The 19,192-nt window shown below is 46.4% G+C and carries 14 protein-coding genes; 7 read left to right on the plus strand and 7 right to left on the minus strand.

Annotated elements, in window-relative coordinates:
• Positions 1–72: 72 nt before the first annotated feature.
• Positions 73–1,104: a BMP family lipoprotein gene (locus QF049_RS21190; RefSeq protein WP_017691014.1), complete on the minus strand. Its 1,032-nt coding sequence runs from the start codon at positions 1,102–1,104 to the stop codon at positions 73–75.
• Positions 1,105–1,381: 277 nt separating this feature from the next.
• On the opposite strand from QF049_RS21190, the gene QF049_RS21195 reads away from it, so the two are divergent.
• From QF049_RS21195 to QF049_RS21205, 3 genes are all read left to right on the plus strand, one after another.
• Positions 1,382–2,803 carry a hypothetical protein gene (locus QF049_RS21195; protein ID WP_307540384.1) on the plus strand — a complete coding sequence of 474 codons (1,422 nt, stop codon included), beginning with the start codon at positions 1,382–1,384 and terminating at the stop codon, positions 2,801–2,803.
• Positions 2,804–3,046: 243 nt separating this feature from the next.
• Positions 3,047–3,637, plus strand: a complete 591-nt coding sequence (locus QF049_RS21200; protein ID WP_307540385.1) for a DUF5317 domain-containing protein — start codon at positions 3,047–3,049, stop codon at positions 3,635–3,637.
• A gap of 310 nt (positions 3,638–3,947) precedes the next feature.
• On the plus strand, positions 3,948–5,780 hold the full coding sequence (locus tag QF049_RS21205) for a bifunctional diguanylate cyclase/phosphohydrolase (RefSeq protein ID WP_307540387.1): 1,833 nt from the start codon (positions 3,948–3,950) through the stop codon (positions 5,778–5,780).
• 133 nt (positions 5,781–5,913) lie between these two features.
• On the opposite strand, the gene QF049_RS21210 is transcribed toward QF049_RS21205, so the two are convergent.
• The gene (locus QF049_RS21210) at positions 5,914–6,081 is read right to left on the minus strand and encodes a hypothetical protein (RefSeq protein ID WP_017691019.1); all 168 of its coding nucleotides are present in this window, start codon (positions 6,079–6,081) and stop codon (positions 5,914–5,916) included.
• Between the two features lie 304 nt (positions 6,082–6,385).
• On the opposite strand from QF049_RS21210, the gene QF049_RS21215 reads away from it, so the two are divergent.
• The 4 genes from QF049_RS21215 to QF049_RS21230 all read left to right on the plus strand — a co-directional run bounded on the left by QF049_RS21215 (position 6,386) and on the right by QF049_RS21230 (position 10,962).
• On the plus strand, positions 6,386–7,216 hold the full coding sequence (locus QF049_RS21215) for a sensor histidine kinase (protein WP_307540389.1): 831 nt from the start codon (positions 6,386–6,388) through the stop codon (positions 7,214–7,216).
• A 1-nt stretch (position 7,217) separates the two neighbouring features.
• Positions 7,218–7,874: a response regulator gene (locus QF049_RS21220; protein ID WP_307540391.1), complete on the plus strand. Its 657-nt coding sequence runs from the start codon at positions 7,218–7,220 to the stop codon at positions 7,872–7,874.
• A gap of 209 nt (positions 7,875–8,083) precedes the next feature.
• Entirely contained in the window at positions 8,084–9,799 is a 1,716-nt protein-coding gene (locus QF049_RS21225; protein ID WP_307540393.1) for a copper resistance CopC/CopD family protein, read from the plus strand.
• A 386-nt stretch (positions 9,800–10,185) separates the two neighbouring features.
• Complete coding sequence (locus tag QF049_RS21230; RefSeq protein ID WP_223868877.1) at positions 10,186–10,962, plus strand: YcnI family copper-binding membrane protein; 777 nt, start codon at positions 10,186–10,188, stop codon at positions 10,960–10,962.
• Between the two features lie 249 nt (positions 10,963–11,211).
• Here QF049_RS21230 and QF049_RS21235 read toward each other — a convergent pair whose 3' ends face one another.
• From QF049_RS21235 to QF049_RS21255, 5 genes are all read right to left on the minus strand, one after another.
• A complete protein-coding gene (locus tag QF049_RS21235) occupies positions 11,212–11,484 on the minus strand; it encodes a hypothetical protein (RefSeq protein WP_017691024.1) in 273 nt (90 codons plus the stop codon).
• Between the two features lie 52 nt (positions 11,485–11,536).
• A complete protein-coding gene (locus tag QF049_RS21240; RefSeq protein ID WP_223868876.1) occupies positions 11,537–12,877 on the minus strand; it encodes a Tle-like phospholipase domain-containing protein in 1,341 nt (446 codons plus the stop codon).
• 15 nt (positions 12,878–12,892) lie between these two features.
• Positions 12,893–13,174, minus strand: coding sequence for a hypothetical protein (locus QF049_RS21245; RefSeq protein ID WP_100527832.1), 282 nt, complete (start codon positions 13,172–13,174; stop codon positions 12,893–12,895).
• A 381-nt stretch (positions 13,175–13,555) separates the two neighbouring features.
• A complete protein-coding gene (locus QF049_RS21250) occupies positions 13,556–15,775 on the minus strand; it encodes a peptidase domain-containing ABC transporter (protein ID WP_307540397.1) in 2,220 nt (739 codons plus the stop codon).
• Positions 15,768–19,121, minus strand: coding sequence for a type 2 lanthipeptide synthetase LanM family protein (locus QF049_RS21255; RefSeq protein WP_307540399.1), 3,354 nt, complete (start codon positions 19,119–19,121; stop codon positions 15,768–15,770). Before QF049_RS21255 ends, QF049_RS21250 begins: the two co-directional genes overlap by 8 nt.
• Between the last annotated feature and the right edge of the window lie 71 nt (positions 19,122–19,192).

Genomic DNA, 19,192 nt, shown 5'->3' on the forward strand with positions numbered 1-19,192 from the left:
CAAAACCGGCTGCCTGATCGGGCAGCCGGCTGATCATTTCCATCACTCATTCATTGAAAAGAACATTCAAAACTATTGTTGCAATGGATCTTTGACTACGATTTTACCGGATACGATATCATCCTTGATTGCTTTCACTTTGTCGATCACTTCTTGTCCAACAAAAGCATTCAGCGGAGATTCGCTATCACGTGTAACGTAAGTCAGGCCCACACCGTCTTCTTTCAAGCCGTAGTTCACTGCACCTGCTTTGAAATTGCCTTCTACAAAATCTTTCACGGTCTCATAAGCAACGGTATCGGTTGACTTCAATTGAGACAATACGATATGTTCCGGGTCTTCAACGGTACGGTCCGTATCCTGACCTGAAGTATAGAAGCCTTTTTCTTTCGCTGCTTCGAACACACCCAGATCACCTACAGCGGATGCGCCAGCGATGAAATCAGCGCCTTTGCCGAATTGTACGAGTGCCAATTCTTTTGCTTTGGCCGGGTCATTAAATCCACCTACATAGTTCACGAGGAATTCTGCATCCGGATTCACGGATTCCAATCCAGCTTTGAAACCTTCCGTATATTTCTTGATCAATGGTACATCCATCGCTGCAATCATGCCGACTTTGTCTGTTTTGGTGGACAATCCAGCAGCTGCACCGAGCAGGTACGCCCCTTCATATTCACGGAAACCAACGCTACGAACGTTAGGAAGATCAACGGTTGTATCTACAATTGCAAAGGACTTGTCCGGATTCTCTGCTGCGACTTTCTTCAATGCATCTTCTGCCTGGAAAGTTGCTGTAATAATCAGATCATAATTCTCGGCAACCGCAGCACGCAGATTTTGTTCAAATGCTGCCGGGTCTGTCGATTCAATCGTCTTGGTATCTACTTTGAATTCTTCGCCTGCTTTTTTGAAACCTTCATCCATCTGTACAAAGAAAGGGTTAACCCCTATTTTTTCGGGAAGTACGAGGGCCATCCGAAGAGATTTCTCCGAATCACTGCCTTGGGCGGATTGTTCGTCTTTGGAAGCCGAATTCCCACAAGCTGCCAACAAAATAGCCAACATGATGATCGATAAGACGAACGATAAACCTCTTTTCATTTTGAAAATACCCCTTTTCAACATTCTTTTTTCTTATCCTAGCGGATACTGTCGATCCTTGTCAATAAATCTTTGAGCGTATACACTCAAATAGAATATAATTGACAATTCGCTTTCTACCAAGCTTTGGAAACCGCTTTATAACAAGCTTTTTTTCCGTTGACATCCAGCGCGTCTCCGTGCTAAAGTCAATCCAATTATTCTATTCTGATAGGATTTGTCAGGATTATAACCGAAAGCTACTTTTTTTCCAACCCATTTTAAGGAGGCTATTCATTTGAAAAAAATCACCCAGATCACGTTGGCGGCCCTACTCGCCGCTCCGGTAACACTCGGCAGTCTAAGCTTGCCTGCTTCGGCTTCTGCAGCATCTGCAACTCCGGCTAAACCAACCACTTCACAAAGTGTCAAAGGACCAGTAGCTCAGGCTCCAGTCGCTTATACGGAAAGCGAAGCGGATTTTGCTCAATTCTTGCAAGCGAAATACAACATTCAATTGCCGCAACAGATTACCAAAGGTGATTTCATTCAAGCCATTGCAGCTATCACGGAAGCAACTCAAGCAAGTGACAGTGAAGCCAAAGCTCCTGTCTTTACCGATCTGTCTTCTGGTGATTCTTCATATGATGCTGCCGTATCCTTATACAATAATGGGGTTCTTACGGGTACAGAAGTACGTGCCAAGGATCAACTGAGCACTTATGCGGCGGTCTTCATCGCGGTGAAAGCAGCCGGATTCAAGGAACTGGCTTATACATATCCTGCAGAGAAAACAGCTAAAGCGCTTGCCAAAGTTGGCATTAACCCGAACCGTGTTCAGGGACAAGCCGCACAGGAACTGGCTGCGGCGATCGATACAGGCCTAATTCCCGAAAGCCTGTACCCCGCTCTCCTTAAGGGTGGCGTAGCAAGTAAAGATTTCGCTAATACATTGCTTGGACGCGTACTGGTCAGTCAAGGGAAATACAAACATGAGATTGGGCGTTCCGGCGATGCGGACATCTATTCCAAATTGTATGCTGCATATCGCACAGCGGATCTGATCGAATCACCTGAGCTGAGAAAGATTGTGGATCAGGCGCTGCGAGATGATCTCGTAACAGGTTACAATCTGAAGGATAGCCGCTTTGATTCCAACTTTATCGATGAACTGACACTTACTTACGGCCACGATAATATTCAACATGCTGTACAGTTGGTTGGTTTGTTGCGTAGCGAAGGTATTGATGCTGATGTACAATTCCAGCCGAAGACATCTGCCTTCATTTATTTGAAGGAATGGGGCGAGCCGAAGGAAACACCTGATTATAAAGTGACACAGATCGAGAACGGCAACTATATCGCTTCTGCGAAGGAATATGATATTCAGTTCGAGTTCAACAATGTGGCAGACAAAGTTCGCTTCAATGACATTGTGCTGAAATATGCTAAAAAGAACAGTGACAGTACATCTCCATTGATTCTCAGTTCCTGGTGGCAACCGTTGTATTATTCACCAACCACATTGGCGAACTACCCTGTCATTTCCAATAATAAGATCGCACTTGGCAATTACTATGCTCAGTCCTTCTCTCTGAAAGAGAATGCCAAATCCATTCGTGAAGGTTTCCTGAAGCTGGCACCTGATGCGGACATTACGACGTATGACTTCTGGGTGGACCAGCCTTTCTTCAACTATCTGAACGGTGGATCTGAATAAAATAAATTCCGTCTCTAACCAAATTAAAGCTCGTATTTTGGCACCATAAGCAGCCGTCCTTTACCGAATTTCACAGGGGTTTCGACCCCTAGATTCGTAAAGGCGGTTTTTTGTTCAGCATTTTGCAAATTTCTTCTACAAAATCATTTTTCTCATGCAGGAATTACCAATATAAGGTCGAATCCTTTATGTACACAAACACGCAATCATATTGCATATCTCCGCACGAACAGGAGTTACTCCATGGTATATGACGGTATTCTACTAGGCTTGATCGTTGGATTTTTTCGGGGCGGGTTGCGGCATGGGCTCAATCAGTTTGCAGCACTCAAGCTGCGAAGCGGCTGGATTTTCCCTGTATTGTTGCTGATCCAGTTCTTTATTTTCTATCTCCAGGAACGATTCGAATGGGTGGCATCCATTAATGGATATCTCTTTGCTGCCGTCTACATTACAGGGCTCGCTTTCCTGTGGCTCAACAGACACCATACCGGTTTCATGCTCATCTGGGTTGGGGTATTTCTCAATTTTGCCGTGATGGCAGTAAACGGTGGGCGCATGCCTGTTTCTGTGGAAGCTTCCGCTGTACTGGGACCCTATTATGTAGACATGCTCAGGGAAGGCGGCGCCGTATCAAAGCATTTTATGATGGATGCGTATACACGCTTGCCTTTTCTCGGTGATATCATCCCACTCTCCAGCCCTTATCCACGGACTCAGGTGATCAGTATCGGTGATGTGGTCATGAACGTTGGCATATTCCTTTTTATCCAATACATGATGGTGAATCGGGACAAAAAGGCTGTGCAACCTGCTAAAACTCATCAGGCTTGAAGAAACCAGGTAGACTCCAAGGAAGGGAGGTCTTCTCCATGAAAAAATTTGAAGGTGTGAAATATTCCCGCATTGTCATCAACGCAATCATCGTGGCTTCTGTCGTTGTAGCGTTAACTTCGGGATACAAGCTGGGCGGCTAGTATCCATACCGCCAAACAAGACAAACAGGCTGCCAGCGGCCTGTTTTTTCTTTCTGGATTTTTGCCAGGCAAATTGGTATGTTAAACATCTATATAATATATCCCTATACAAGAACGCCAATTATATACACATCAAGAGTAGACTAAACCCAAGCAGGAGATTTTTTATGAACTTTATTCGTAACCTTATCCATAAGGCAGATCGAAGCAGTCTGTATGTTATTTTGCTTAGTTGTACCGGGATCGGTGTTTTTCTGTACATGAACAAGTGGTCTTATCTTCATCTAACCACGGCGGATTGGGTTATGGTCTACACCATGCTGGGTGCGGCGTTAATTTTGGATTATTTCACGTTCCAGATTCCACCCAAAGGCAATCAGCAATCCATGGATTCATCGGTATACCTTGCCTGTATATTCATGTTTGGCGGAGCTTTCAGTTTATCTATACTGCTTCCTGTCTCCATCATCCTGTTAATCAAAGAGCGCAAGCTTACCTGGTGGAAACACATTGTCAATTTCAGCATCTACAGTCTCATGATTACAGGAGCAGCTGCTGTGTTTGAGTGGACTGGTGGGCAATCGGGAACTCTGGACGGCTATAACCTGATTCCGTATTTTGCAGCGCTCGCAGCCTACTTCATCATCAACACGATCACACTTGGCTTATTCTTTCATTTCTCAACGAAGGATGCATTACAGCAGATGAAGCGGGCATTCGTTACCGAATCCCTGCTGGTTTATTTATGTACGCTGATTCTGGCGCTTGTATTGACGATTCTGGTTGTGCATAATGGCGTACTCGGTTTGTTGTTATATCTGAGTCTCAGTATTCTGCTCTCCCATGCATTCAAGCAGTTGTTTGTCATGTATCAGAGCATTGAGGAGAAAGCTAACACGGATCAACGCACAGGTCTGTTCAACCATAGTTATTTTGAAAGTATGTTGGAAAATGAACTGACTACCGCTCGTACGCAGGGAACACCGCTTTGTCTGGGACTTATTGATATCGATGATTTCAAAAAGTATAACGATCGGTTTGGCCACCTACAAGGCGACAGTCTGCTGGCCCTGCTGGGAGATTTTCTGATGCGAAAGACGGAAGGCACACCTGTTACCGCCTTTCGCTATGGAGGGGAAGAGTTTACTTTGCTCATGCCAGGCATGGAACTGGACGAATCCTACAGGTTTATGAACAAGCTGCGTAAACAACTGAACGACACGCCGTTTGAAGGTGTTGAAGTGTTTCCACACGGTTGTCTCTCCTTCTCTGCTGGCGTCGCGCCCTATCAGGTGGATATGTATAACAAATCCCAGCTCGTGGATCAGGCGGATAAAGCACTGTATTATGCGAAGAAACAGGGCAAGAACAACGTGCACCGCCACGGAAGCAATGATGGCATGGAACACGAAATTGATCTGGTACAGGACGTTCGTGACATCGAGCAACAGCTCAATCTGTTCAGATACAAGGATATGGATACGTTCAAACATTCCAAACGGGTCTACAAATATGCACTGGATATCAGCGAACTGCTTGCACTGGACAATGCGGAGAAACGCCGTTTCGTGCTGGGAGCACTGATTCATGACATCGGCAAACTGGAGATTCCTTGGTCGATTCTGAACAAGAAGGACAAGCTCACCGCAGAAGAATGGGAAACGATCAAGGGACATGTCACCTGGGGCAAAAAAATGGTCATCACGAACGATCGCTTCGCCGATCTGATTCCGTATATTGAACTTCACCACGAGCGCTATGATGGCAAGGGCTATCCTTACGGCCTGAAGGGTAACGAGATTCCCCGGCTGTGCCGGATGCTGACCGTGATTGACTCCTTTGATGCCATGACGACAGAGCGGCCGTATCAGGAGACCAAGAACGTGGAGGAAGCCATTAGGGAGCTGCGCGCATGTTCGGGTTCACAGTTCGATCCGGAGCTTGCCGAGTTATTCATTCGATATATTGAGAAAAGAACCGCTCTGCAACAGTTGCTGTAAGATAAATGAGGCTTTTTTATAGGCTCTAAAAAAAATCAAAGCGCTATCCCCGGTCTGATCGGAGATAGCGCCATTTTCATTTTCATGGAATGAATCGTACACCAGACATCTTCATTCTCGTGCAGATTCTACATTAAGATTTGGTATTCAGTTCATGTGAGGTCTGATGCAGCTCTTTGATCATCTGCTGCAAAAACATGTTGTCTTGGCGACTGATACCGTGCTGATTGTCTTGAACAAGCATCTGGTGAATGTTCTTTTTGAGCAATTCACTGCGACGTTCCAATACTTCTTGACTCATGTTGTTGCTTCACTCCTTAACATGTTTTGTAATGAATTCACGTTCTATATAAGTATAGAGGACCTTCTCCGATAGGGAAAACGGACTCAGCCTTCCTCAGCTGTTCACACCAACCCTCACCTAGCGTGACAACATTTCACCCCTTGTCGTTCTTAGATATCCTTCTAAATACTCCCTGATCCTCCCCAGCTTTCTCCAAAGACACAGACTAGGGTCTTGGACAAGCTTGCGTTATAATGGTCCCATCCCTGTATAAATAAAGTACCTAATTAAGCTAATCCTAGATCAAAGGAGTTCTGCATTCATGTCCTATAAACAAATTAAATGGATGATTCTGCTGATCCCCACATTCACGGTTGGCATCTGGGAATATATTCGTCATCAGTTTCTGATGCCATACCTTTCGATGGATGCAGGAAACTGGTTAACACCCCTCATCGTTTACCTCGTCAGCGTGACACTGCTCAGCCGATTGTTCCACATGCTCGAAGGTGCCAGGGCTGCTCTGGAGCAGGAACGTGCAGCTAAAGCAGCTCTGGAAGCTCGTGACCAATTGGCAAGAGAACTTCATGACGGCATATCTCAGTCTCTTTTCCTGCTGTCAGTCAAGACCGATAAAGCAGGCCGTAGTCTGGCAGGGAGCGGACATGAGCATGAGATCCAGGAGATTCAAAAAACCGTGCACGAAGTCAATACATATGTAAGGCAAGCTATTGCCCAGTTGCGTTTTGTTCCTTCCTCTACGGTAACATCAGAAATTATTTCACTGCATGCGCAGGTCGAAGTGCTCGTCAAGGAAACGGTACCTGGTGCACAGATTCATTGGGACCTCAGGGGTGTAACGTTCTCTGCCAAGGAGCAAGTGGAGCTGCTCGCCTGTATCCGAGAGGGTTTACTGAATGTACGCAAACATGCGCAGGCTACCCGCGTTCAGGTTCATGCGGAAGGTAACCCAATTGCCTGGTTCATTTATATTCAGGATAATGGGAATGGACTAAGTGGAGATCCTCTTCATCTGAAGGATCGGTACGGACTGCGAATTACGAAGGAGCGTGCTGCCGAGATGGGTTGGTCTTTTACCCTCGATTCAAGACAGGGGCATACACGAATGACGATAGGAAAGGAGCATACTTAATATGGAACATGTACGTGTATTGGTTGTTGATGATCATGCGCATGCGCGTGAAGCGATCTGTAGCATTTTATCCGAGGACAGCCTGTTTGAAGTGATTGGTACAGCTTCGAATGGACAGGAAGCGCTGGAGCTCACCGGACAATGGATGCCCGACCTAATCTTGATGGACGTGCAGATGCCGGGCATGGATGGGCTGGAAGCCACCCGTCAGATCAAGCTGCAATTCCCTTATGTTATTGTTGTTATGGTCACGGTATCGGATGATGTGACGTTTCTGTTTGAAGCATTGAAACAAGGCGCTCAAGGCTATTTGCTCAAAAATCTAACGCCTTCCACCTGGCTTGAATACCTGCGCGCCATCGTCAGTGACGACGCACCGCTCAGTAAGGAACTGGCCTACCGAATTTTGCAGGAGTTTCCCGCACCACGCAGTGAAGATGTGCAAGATAACCCGCTAACGGCGCGGGAGCTTGAGATTCTGCAATGGGTATCCGCGGGATATACCAATCGGGAGATCGCCGATCAACTCGGTATTTCAGACCAGACGGTGAAGAATCATCTCAAAAACATTTTACAGAAGCTCCAGCTTGAAAACCGGGTACAACTCACCCGCTACGCACTAGAGAGTGGGCTTGCGGGACGTAAACTTCGCAAATAAACATTGTTAATTCGAAGTCAATGATGCGTCCGACATAGGTGAGAAATGACATAGCATTCATGCTTTTGTCACAATTATGTAGACCAAATCGTTTTTTTATAGCCCAATGTAGTCATACGCAGTCATTTTGGACAAAGTTATAATGGGTTAGATTGTGTTTAAAGGACCATGAGTGACTACAAATCTATAACCTGAGGGTGATGATTTTTTTGATTTTTACAAGCTTTACCCTGAAATGGGGAAAACGGCACTGGGCATTCGTCACCTGTCTGATGCTCGTGTGCTGCCTTGTTATGCCACAGTGGGCATCTGCCCATGCTTATATTGTTAAGGCTTCGCCAGGAGAAAATGAGATCCTCGTAGCTGCTCCGGAACGGCTGACGCTGGAGTTCAACGAATCCCTGCAGACGGCCTTTTATGATATCAAAATTACCGGCCCTGACGGCAATCAGGCAGACGATGGAAATGTAAAGATTGATGTGGATCGCCCTCATATTCTGGAGACTGGCCTGCAGGCTGGACTCGGGAACGGGACTTATGCCGTCAACTGGAAAGCTGTGTCTGCCGATGGACACCCGATTCAAGGCGCATATGTTTTCCATATCGGAGAACCTTCCGGATCGCCTGCTGGGCTAAGTGATCTAACATCCGGTTCGGGTTCAACAGGCGGGCCGCTGAAATGGATCGTATCCCTGACAGACTGGATTCAGTATCTCGGATTGTCTGTCATTCTTGGGACACTTGCATTCTTGCTACTGCGAATCGCACCGACATCCATGACAAGAGAACCTATGGACGTTCCGGGCAGCTACAGATTGTTATGGATCAGCTATGCTGCTGCTTCCTTTGCTGCTCTGGTCAGCCTGCCACTGAATACGTTATATGAATCTGGTGTGGCTCTGGGTGAGCTAAGCTGGGCACTGATCGGAAGTGCGCTTAAGCTGACATCCTTTGGCCAGATCTGGATGTTACAGATACTCATTGTAATGCTACTGGCCGTCACGATTCTCTCCGGATATGATCGCGATCGATCCATCCGTGCTCGCATTTGGTCTTCTTACGGGTCACTCGTGCTCGTGCTTGGATGGCTGTTCACTCATGCCATGACGGGACATCCGGCTGCGGCGGATCAACGTGCTCTCGCGATTGCCATGGATTTCATACATCTGATTGGTGCCGCTTTCTGGATTGGCGCACTAACCGCCATGGCGATATGTCTGCCTCCACTGGCGGATAAGCTGCCATCGAAGGTGCGAGGAGAGGTCTACTGGGTTACTATCCGCAGGTTTACCGCCTGGGGAATTGGCGCCGTAGCCGCTCTGGTTGCTACAGGGATATACAGCAGTCTGATTATTCTGCCTGCACCCGTGCTGACCTCCTTGTTCACTACAGCCTATGGCCTTGTCCTGATCGGCAAGATCGTCCTGCTGGTTGTGATGGTTCTCTTTGCATGGCGTCATGCCAGATTGGCAAGAGCAGCAACGGGAAGCAGACTATCCGGCAGCCTGAAAGCCGAGCTTGCTACTGGTGCTGTGATTCTCGCCCTTGCTGCCGTACTAACACACCTGTCTCCAGGACAACCGGCTGCGGTCGGTCCTTTTCAGGAGACAAAGACTACAGAAGACGGCTCAGCGATCACACTTCAGGTGAGTCCCAATGTAACGGGAGAGAACCAATTCGAAGTCGATGTGAAACGTGCAGATGGAAGTATCGTTAACGATCTGGAACAGATCACACTGTCACTCACACATCTGGACATGGATATGGGGATCTATGAGATTACCATTCCGAAAAATGACACCGGTGTGTATAAGGCTGAAGATTATATCTCCATGCCTGGCCGTTGGAATATCAAGGTACATCTTCTGACCAAAACGTTGGATGCATTGGATGCCGAATTTGAGATCGACACCGCCAAGCCATAGTTACACAACGTTTATATTGAAAAGAGACCCAATTTAAAATTAGTGTTTCTACGAACTGCAAATGTAGTGAAGGATACGAAATTCATTCTGGAGAAGCGAAGCTAAAAGCTTTCTGATCTACACGAGAACGGAGAGGACAGAAATAGCGTGAAGAAGCGAAGCGTTCGCCTTTATCCCCGGATTTTACCCTTTAAGAAAAGGGAATCAAAAAATCTGGGGATAACAGCGATCGGAAGGTTATTCTGTCATCGAAGTAGCAAGTGTAACCTGCTTTTAATCACTCGAAAGAACAATTCGTAACCGAAACGGCCTTTGCAGAACGTAGACACTCATTTAAGAAAATGGGCTGCATCATATATGATAAGAACTGAGAGGGGTTATTTATTTTGAAGAAAACATCATGGATTTCCAAACTAACATCCACTATCGCAACAGGTACCGCAGCATTCATGTTATTCGCCGGATTCGCGAGCGCTCACGTTACCGTTAGCCCATCCGTTGCACAGACAAGCGCATGGCAGACGTACACGATTAAGATTCCATCCGAGAAAGAACTGCCTACAACCAAAATCACGATGAAAGTTCCGGAAGGTGTTGCATTCAAGCAATATCAACCACTGGCAGGATGGAAAATCACTACAGAGAAGAACGATTCCAATGAAGTAACATCGATTACGTGGGAGATTGACGGCGATAACGAAGGTATTCTGGCAGGACAATTCCAGCAGTTCAACTTCGTTGCACAAAACCCTAAGGCGGAAGCTGAAGTAGCTTGGGATGCCTTCCAATACTACAGTGATGGTAGCATCGTAGAATGGACAGGCCAACCAAGTGATGCCAACCCGCACAGTATCACAACGATTAGCGAAGATCCGGCTGCTGCTGGTAATGCTGCGGCAGGTGGGGGTCATGCCGACGATGGACATGATAGTGCAGGTACAGAAGCAGCCACTGGGGATAATGCAGCTACCGACGATAGCAAAGCAAACGATGACACCACGCTGGGCGATGCACTCAATGACACCGTTACAGGTGAGCCAAACAATACGGATACAGATCCGGGGACGCTGAAGCTTCAACAAGCAACATTGATCGTATCCATTCTGGCCCTGATCCTGTCCTTCTTGGGGATCGCTTTGGCTACACGTCGCAAAAAACGTTAAGAACTAACTTACAGATTTACGAAAACCTGAGAAAAATTCAGATAATAAAAAGCCTATGGCATACGGGCTCAAACCCGATAAGCCATAGGCTTTTTTTCTGGTATTCATACTTTTTACTCCGTGGTTTATACTCTCAATCATGCTATTTATACTCACAATTACATACAATCGCGCGCATTTCTCCACGGTCATACTCATCTTAACGCTGGTCGCCATCCGCAATATGGCATCAGCCAAACCACTCTTTAGCTAGCGTTCCTGATCCGTCTGGATCATGATCTCAATGTATTGCAGCAAGCTTTTCTTCTGCTGTTCGATGGATTGAATCCGTCTGGACAGGCCCGCAAAAAACTCTTCAATCTGCTGCCTTGTATGATCAGCAGACTGCCCCTTCCAATCGTTCAGGCGACTATATAGCGCCCTCGCTTCCTGTTCATCGGCTTGCAGACGGGCAAGCAGCTGTGTAAGTTCTTTTTCGGCAATTCGAAGATCATTCAATTCCACCAGCAATTGTCCACCCACTTGCGTTCCCCTCCCCCCATGTACGTGATATCGACATTAACCAACCTGGTTCCTAATTAAAATGAACCGGACTCTCGTCCGCCTGCCGGAAGGCATCTGCTTTCTCATCAATAAAGTTCAGGAACTGGCTGGTATGTTTCATATGCCATGTGCTAAGTTCTTGAATCGACGCGTCCAGTTGGGTGACAATCGGCTCCAGCCTGCGACTGCGGCTTGTATGCAGGTATTGAGCCATGCGGCTTCGTACCTGGTTTAGCTCGGCATTGCATTGTTGTGCATTTTGCTTCCACCGCGAAGCGACACTTTTCAGTTCTTCCGGCGTTACCTGAATCAGACCTGAAGCCGCAGCAGCCGAAGCCATACCTCCTCCGCCGCCAGACTTGGAACGTAACGGACCGAAGTTCTTGCTGAACGGTCCCATGTGATCCATAAGGCGCGGTGAATAGCGGATTCTCTCTCCAGTAATCGGATCGTACAGGTCATTGGATATGTAACCATTTTTGAAATCATATTGATCCAAACTGTGATAGTTTTCCCCGCCAAATGAGTTCTTGGCTTTATCGATAATGCCCACTCCATCATTTGCATCCTCATAATTGGAATTAATGTAGAAGGTCGATCCCACATGCCGGTCATATCCTCCCAGCGTTCCGCTGGCTACCAGATCACTGGGATTCGCATAGTTCACAACCTGCCCGTCAAATGCACCCGCTTCAGCCCGGCGCCGCATTTCTGGCGTCAAATTACCCATTACAGATGGTGCACTAAACGTCACGGCTGGAATTCCTGTATAAGCAGACGCATATTGTGCATTTCCCCCGCCCAAGGAATGTCCAGTCATCGAGAAATTCAGATCCTTATGCTTGTTCTGCATGTGATTTGCGTAGTCTTCAGATTGATACATCTGATTGGCCCAACCTGTAGGGGAAACGGTTTTTTCAATATCCTTTACGCGATCACCCGTCCAGTTTTCCACGTCTCTTACCCTGTCACCAGCCCAATCCTCCACTTTGGATATACCCGTGAAGTCCTTGACACCTTCGACCCCTTTGTCGAGCCAATCCGGCGTAAGATTATTGACAAAATTCCCGGCCTCCTGCTGGCCCTTACGAATCAACTCTCCGCCCCCAATGCGGCCATCCATGACAAAGTCAGGTACAGAGCGATCCAGGGACGCACTTCCTTCTGTACCACGATAAGCAATGACAGCTTCTTTGGTCTCCGGATTATAAAATGTTACAGCATCAAAACCGGAAAATTTATTGCTTTCCGTCCCCTCAAGGACCTCCCATCCGGGAAGTTCCGTTAATTTGTCTCCAGCCTTTTGATCCTGGTAGGCTAGATCAGACATCGTTTTATACGTTTCATCATCAATATTGGACCCGTTACTCAATAACTACACCTCCCTTTATTTGTCGTATGGATTATGTCCCTTGGCCATCATCACTTCCTCAATCTCAGGGCTAATGACCAAGTTCTTGGTTACCTTCTTTTTGTAGTCGTACGAAATGCCAAAGCTCTGATCTTCATGATCTTTCACATGCCCTTTCAGCCCAATCTGGGACACTGCCATTTCCGGTAACAACTCTTTGCTTGTAATCACAACATCCAGTTCAAACTTCTGCTTGAAGTGCTGTATTACGGTTGCTTCAGCTTCTTGGTATAAAGCTTCCTTCTCACTTGCATTCATGTTCTGACAACCTCCCAGAAATATAGTAAACACCATCATTAGTGTGAATAAACCCTTCAACCATCCTGCACGTTTAATACGGATCCCCCCTCTTGGTAGAATCGAGGCATTCACTATATGTGAAGTACACCCTATTCATCTGTTACCTGCATCATAGTACAAAATCAACATGAGCCATATCGGCTAACAGGATCGTTTTCATGTAACTTTCTTCCTATATGATTCAAATAGGACACTTTGGTGTACATTACCCACTTTCCTAATTCTTGCATCAGTTTAGCTTCTCGGCTTTCCATATATAACAAAAAAAGCATCCTTTTCAACACATATTGTGTAGAAAAGAAAGCCTTTTGTCTTCCGTGAACATCATCCTCACTAGACTCATCCATACTGTCTGGCCCCGGTTTCGTCCAGTTGTTCACACACGAGATCATTGTAGGATTTACACCGCCCAATCAATTCATCATGTGTTCCAGCATCAACGAGTTCACCTTGATCCAGCACATATATGGTGTCCGCGCTTCGGATCGTACTTAGCCTGTGGGCAATGATAATCTGGGTACATTTCAACATGTTCAGATTATGGGCAATGGTCGCCTCTGTAACGGTATCCAAAGCACTGGTTGCCTCATCCAACAGAAGAACTTTGGGTCTGCTCACCAATGCTCGTGCGAGAGCTACCCGTTGCTTCTGCCCTCCAGACAGATTCGATCCCGCCTCAGAGATCAGTGTATTATACTTCATTGGCATCTTCTCAATATCAGCATGAATATCAGCCAGCTTCGCTGCGATCATCACATCCTCCAGCGTTGAATCCGCTGCGTGCAGCCTAATGTTGTCATGAACAGTATTGTTAAAAACAAAGTTATCCTGAAGCACGATACTGATCTGGCTGCGAATATCCTGCTGTTCCAGTTCTTCTACATTCATCCCGTCAAAATAGATATTGCCCCGGGTCGGCGTGTACAGCCCTACCAGCAATTTTGCCAAGGTGCTCTTTCCTGATCCTGATTTGCCAACCAGAGCGATCCTTTGCCCTGCTTTGATTGCAATATTGATATTTTTAAGCACATCTTCACCATAGTCCGTATACCTGAAGCTGATCTGATCAATCGTAATATCCCCATTCAGCTTCACGCCATGAAGGGATGGCGTTGATTTTTTCTTGAATTTATTACTTTCCTCGGCTTGAATGACATCATAGATTCGATCCAGTAGCGCATCCGCCATCACGAACTCATTGAGCATCAAAGCAAGCGAGTTCAACGGCCCCAGAAACAGCGCGGCAAGAGACTGGAATGAAACGAGCATGCCGATGGTCATATTCCCCTCCATAATCTGATATAATCCCACCAGTAGAATGAGCATCGGAGTCATAAAGTTCAGCGTATTGGTCACGGTATTCACTCTCGTCTGAAAAATCGCTTTTTCCTTGACTGTTGCGAGTTGACGCTTGAATAACGCTCTCCATTTCTCCGCGGTACGCTCTTCAATCCCTAGTGATTTGATGGTCGAGATGCCTTCCAATACTTCCGTCATGAACGATCCAGCCAGACTTTGGGCGACAATCTGAGTTTGTGTCAGCTTCTTGAATCTGCTGCGTGTGTATACAAAAACAAGAATTTGTATCAGCCCTACACCTAGCAGTGTGAAAGCGATCAAACGGGACTGGATTATAATATATGTGAATGTAACAACAATTAAAAATAGATTGATCAGCGTAGAGATCATCTTCTGGGACAAAATTTCCCGAATCGTTGTGTTGCTATTAATTCGTAGCATCAGATCTCCACGTGAACGAATTTCAAAATATTGATAAGGCAGTCTGAGCATATGTGAGACAAAGTTTGTCGTCAGTTGGGAATCAAGCAATTCCTGAAGCCGTACAATGCACATATCCTTCATATAACTGAAGCCAATCTGAAACAGGGTTAACAGCACAATGCTGGTGGTCAGGACAGGAAATAACGAGTAACCCTCACCGCTAGTGGCCGCATCAATTGAAACTTGCATCAGGAACGGAAAGGCTACCGAAACCAATTGCAACCCCAGAGCAAGTAGAATGGTCCAACCAAAATATTTTTTGTTACTGCGAATCAAATCCTTGAAGTACGCCACTTTACTAATCTTTTTCTCGGACAAAGGTACAAAGCCATCATCCGGATATACGAGCAAAAAAACACCAGAATATTTCTCCGTAAACTCCTGTGTACTGATGACCAGCCTGCCCAAAGCCGGATCGACAATAATGAACTGACCACCCGTCTTGATCCGCTCAAGCACGATAAAATGGCTCTCTTCCCAGAAACAAATGACTGGCAGAAAGTCATTGTTAAGTGTTTCAACAGGCGCTTTTTTGGCTACCCCTTTCAAATGATAGGTCTGGGCAACCTCTTTCATTTTGAGCATGGAACTGCCATCCCGACCGTTCCCCAGCATCGCAAACCGTTCCTTCAGATCCGTGAAATCCGCTTCGTAGCCGTGATATGCGAGTAACATATGTAAGCAACTGGGGCCACAATCATATTGATTCATTTGCAGTTTGACAGGGACTTTGCGTTGTCTCTTTCCGCGCAGACGGAATACAGGCCGTTCAGGCATAATGCTGGCCCATATGGGGTGACTGTTCCATAATGTCCATCTGTTGCTGCTGAGCGGATGCCGTTTCCATAGCGTATGTCTGCGCCATATCCCTTATTTCCTTGCCTTTTGGTCCCTCCATCATCAGTACTGAAGGCAGGTCACGATTGTACAGTCGGAGCAATTGATATCCAATGCCGGCAAGCCCTAGCATCAGTCCTGGGATTTGCTGACGACCCGGAATGCCGCATCTCCAATGATGGTTATCATTTCTCACCTGTGTCACAATGTAATTTGCCATCTGAACTGAGTACTCCTTCAACTCTTCATCCTGCAAATATTCGGCTGCGAGCAGGAACAACTCCAGATTGCCCATATCCCCATGGCAGAGCGAATAGCTAACTTCTGTAAACCCTTCTTCCATCGTCTTGGCTAACGCTCTGCGGATATCCTTCTCAACCGCATCCATAGCTCCTAATGACCTCAATTGCTGCGCTAACCCTATACGGGCGATCCCTAGACCAGGTGCGCCATTACACCAGTACATGACATAATGTTCTTCCGGCATGCTGCCATCGGTGAACCGCAGATCTTTCCAATTGTTCACTTCAGGACTGTAGAGAGCTTCCTCATACTTCAGCCCTTCAATACAGGTTTCAAGATAGGCTTTGTTGCCTGTAGCACTATATAGACGGGCCAGACTCAGACAGATGCCTGCGTTACCATGTGCAATGCCGCTAAGTGGCGTTTTATTAATCGCCGACGTCACCCAAGCCATACCTTGATCCATTGGCTGCGCAAGCATCAGCAAACGATCTCCGCATCGCACAGCCACGTCCAGCGCTTTTTGCGATTGAAAGTTCATATACATGTCCACACAAGCCATCAATGTACCTGCACAACCTGAGATCACATCCAATTGCTGATCATTATCAATCATATCGTCCAGGATATCGAGCAATTCCAGCGTATCCGGGTTAACCCCCGGTTCAGAACATACGTTGGCTTTATGAACCAGTAAATAGAGAAGTGATCCATAGCCAGTGAACAATGAGATGTTTTTATCGATTTTTTTGCGGATCATCTCCCAGGCTGTCTGAATACACAGATGAACCATCTGCATATATTTGTGGTCACCTGTCTCCTGACTCAGATACAGATAGAAATAGGCAATGCCCGTTACCCCGTTATATAACCCCAATTCCGAAGATTTGTAGATTAACTTCTCGTCTGCGTCCATACCCATACTGATCCATGACACCGAAAGACCTTCATCTCCCATAATGGCAATATTCTTTATGTAATCCCCGATCCTTACGGCTTCATGCAAATATTCTTCTTTCGTCATGGGTATTCGAAGTTCGTTCAACTGTGCCGGTTGCACACTTGCGGTACTCTTCTCCATAGCGAATGAACGTTCCAGCACATACTTGGTCTGGAGTGTCCTTTCGGTAAATTCCCACTGCATGTCCATGTCTTTTGGGTTCATCGCCCGCACTTTATCCGCAGTCTGCGTTAAAATATCAGAGGAAAATACGCCGGCAATGGCTTGGTTGTCGTGGTGGTGAAACAATATGTCCTGGCCGATACAGGTCTGGAACATAGGTACGTCTCCGTGCAATAGATCGTAGCATTCATATTTCACGAGCTTTTCACGCATACGATCCTGTCGTACAATCATCCACATCATGTCGAACAACAAGCTCTTATCCAGCCCGTTTCTGAGATATTTGGGATGGGAGCTGGCTTCAATCAGCGTAAAGTATGTAACAGTCGGACGAACAATCGTTCGTACAGCACAACCATAAAAGTAATTGCAAACGATGGAGATAAATGACTCCTTTTGCTCCATGATGGTGCTGTATACACGATAGAAACCCTTCTTCAAACTTTGGATATATCGTTCAGGTTTGATCGGAGTCTGTTCATATGAAGGCAAATGACTGAACCGACTCACACTTACTTTGCTTCTTTGTATTCTCATGGTATCTGTATTCTTATCGTGAATCTCATACGTGTTGAGTACCTGATCTACGTCCCCCGCAAGCCCGCTTAGATCACTGTGATACAAGGCATTGGAGTCCAGCGTGGGCAGCATGCTCGTTTTTAACACGGAGTCATTCAATATCGAAAGGGTCTTCTCCAGCGCCGTATAGTACTCCTTCTCCTCCACATATTTGAAGGGCTGATTGTGCAGCAGTGATTCCAGATCGACAAAGAATGGATGCTCACCTTGGGCAACGATATTCTCCATATGCATGTCCGTTGCGTTAACGGCATACAGAATAGCGAGATACTGCCCCTGCCGTTCAAAAAAACGTTCCGCTGCCTCCAGACTGGTGACTTCCTCATAGGGTATGAACTGCTGCCAGCCATATTCGGAGCGATCCAGCGATTTGGCAATACGGAACGGCAACCCCTTTTGCTGATCGTTAAACCATTGCAACAATCGGGCAAAAGCGGTGTCGATGGCCATGTTCCTTGGTTTGTACATGACATTGACCCCTCCCGCAAACGCTAACCGCAATACACTGGCTCCACCATTATGCGAATCCCCGAGAAATACGATATCCTCCAGCTTATCCAGCTCGAAACCAAAAAAGGACTCCAGTTCACGACGATCTCTCGTCAGGCGCTCCAGAACACGCATCATATTAAGACTGATCCGAAGAGTGTGCTCAACAAGTCCTCGGGCAAGAACAGGATATTCCAGCAGTAAGGCGAGAATCTGTTCTCTGGACTGGATGTTCTGGCTCACAAAGTACTGATACCGCTGCCGGGAATCCTCACCTCTCAATTCATCTTGTAATCTCGCTTTGTTTAACTCATAGATTAGTGTCTTGGCAGACATGTGGAAAACTTTATCCGAGACCGTCTTCAGAACAAGCCCTGTAACACGCCGTTTGTCCAACCAGTCATATCCTTCATTCAGGCCTTTGGTCATGATCTGAATGGATCGTTGCAGAAAGGGTTTGGAAAACTCAAAGAACGGAATTTCATCCGTATCGCCCTCAATAAAGTATTCGATCTCCAGATGCTCATTCTCCAGAAATGTTCCCCGGAGTTCCTGATGCCAGGTCATTTCAGCAAAATCGTACATAAAACCTGCATCATTAAACATAGCCTGCACCGTGTCCACATTCATGGATTCAGCCCGGAAGCGATTGAACAATTGCTCCTGGTCCTGAAAAAACTTGTCAAGCCATTGCTGCATTCTTCCTGAATCCGTTTGCTCTACAGGCATGTCCACATTCGGAACGTTGGGAACTTGTGCAGTATATCGCTGCACAAACTGTTTGTATTTCTCTGTTAAGTAGAGTGCATCACTCCAGCGGGAGTCATGTAATCGCTCCTGTATGCTCATCATTTCATTCCCCTTCTATTGGATGGTTTGGTGTCCAAAATATCACATAAAAAAATCAAGCACATAACTGAAAT

Source organism: Paenibacillus sp. W4I10, from assembly GCF_030816325.1.
Lineage (GTDB): Bacteria > Bacillota > Bacilli > Paenibacillales > Paenibacillaceae > Paenibacillus > Paenibacillus amylolyticus_B.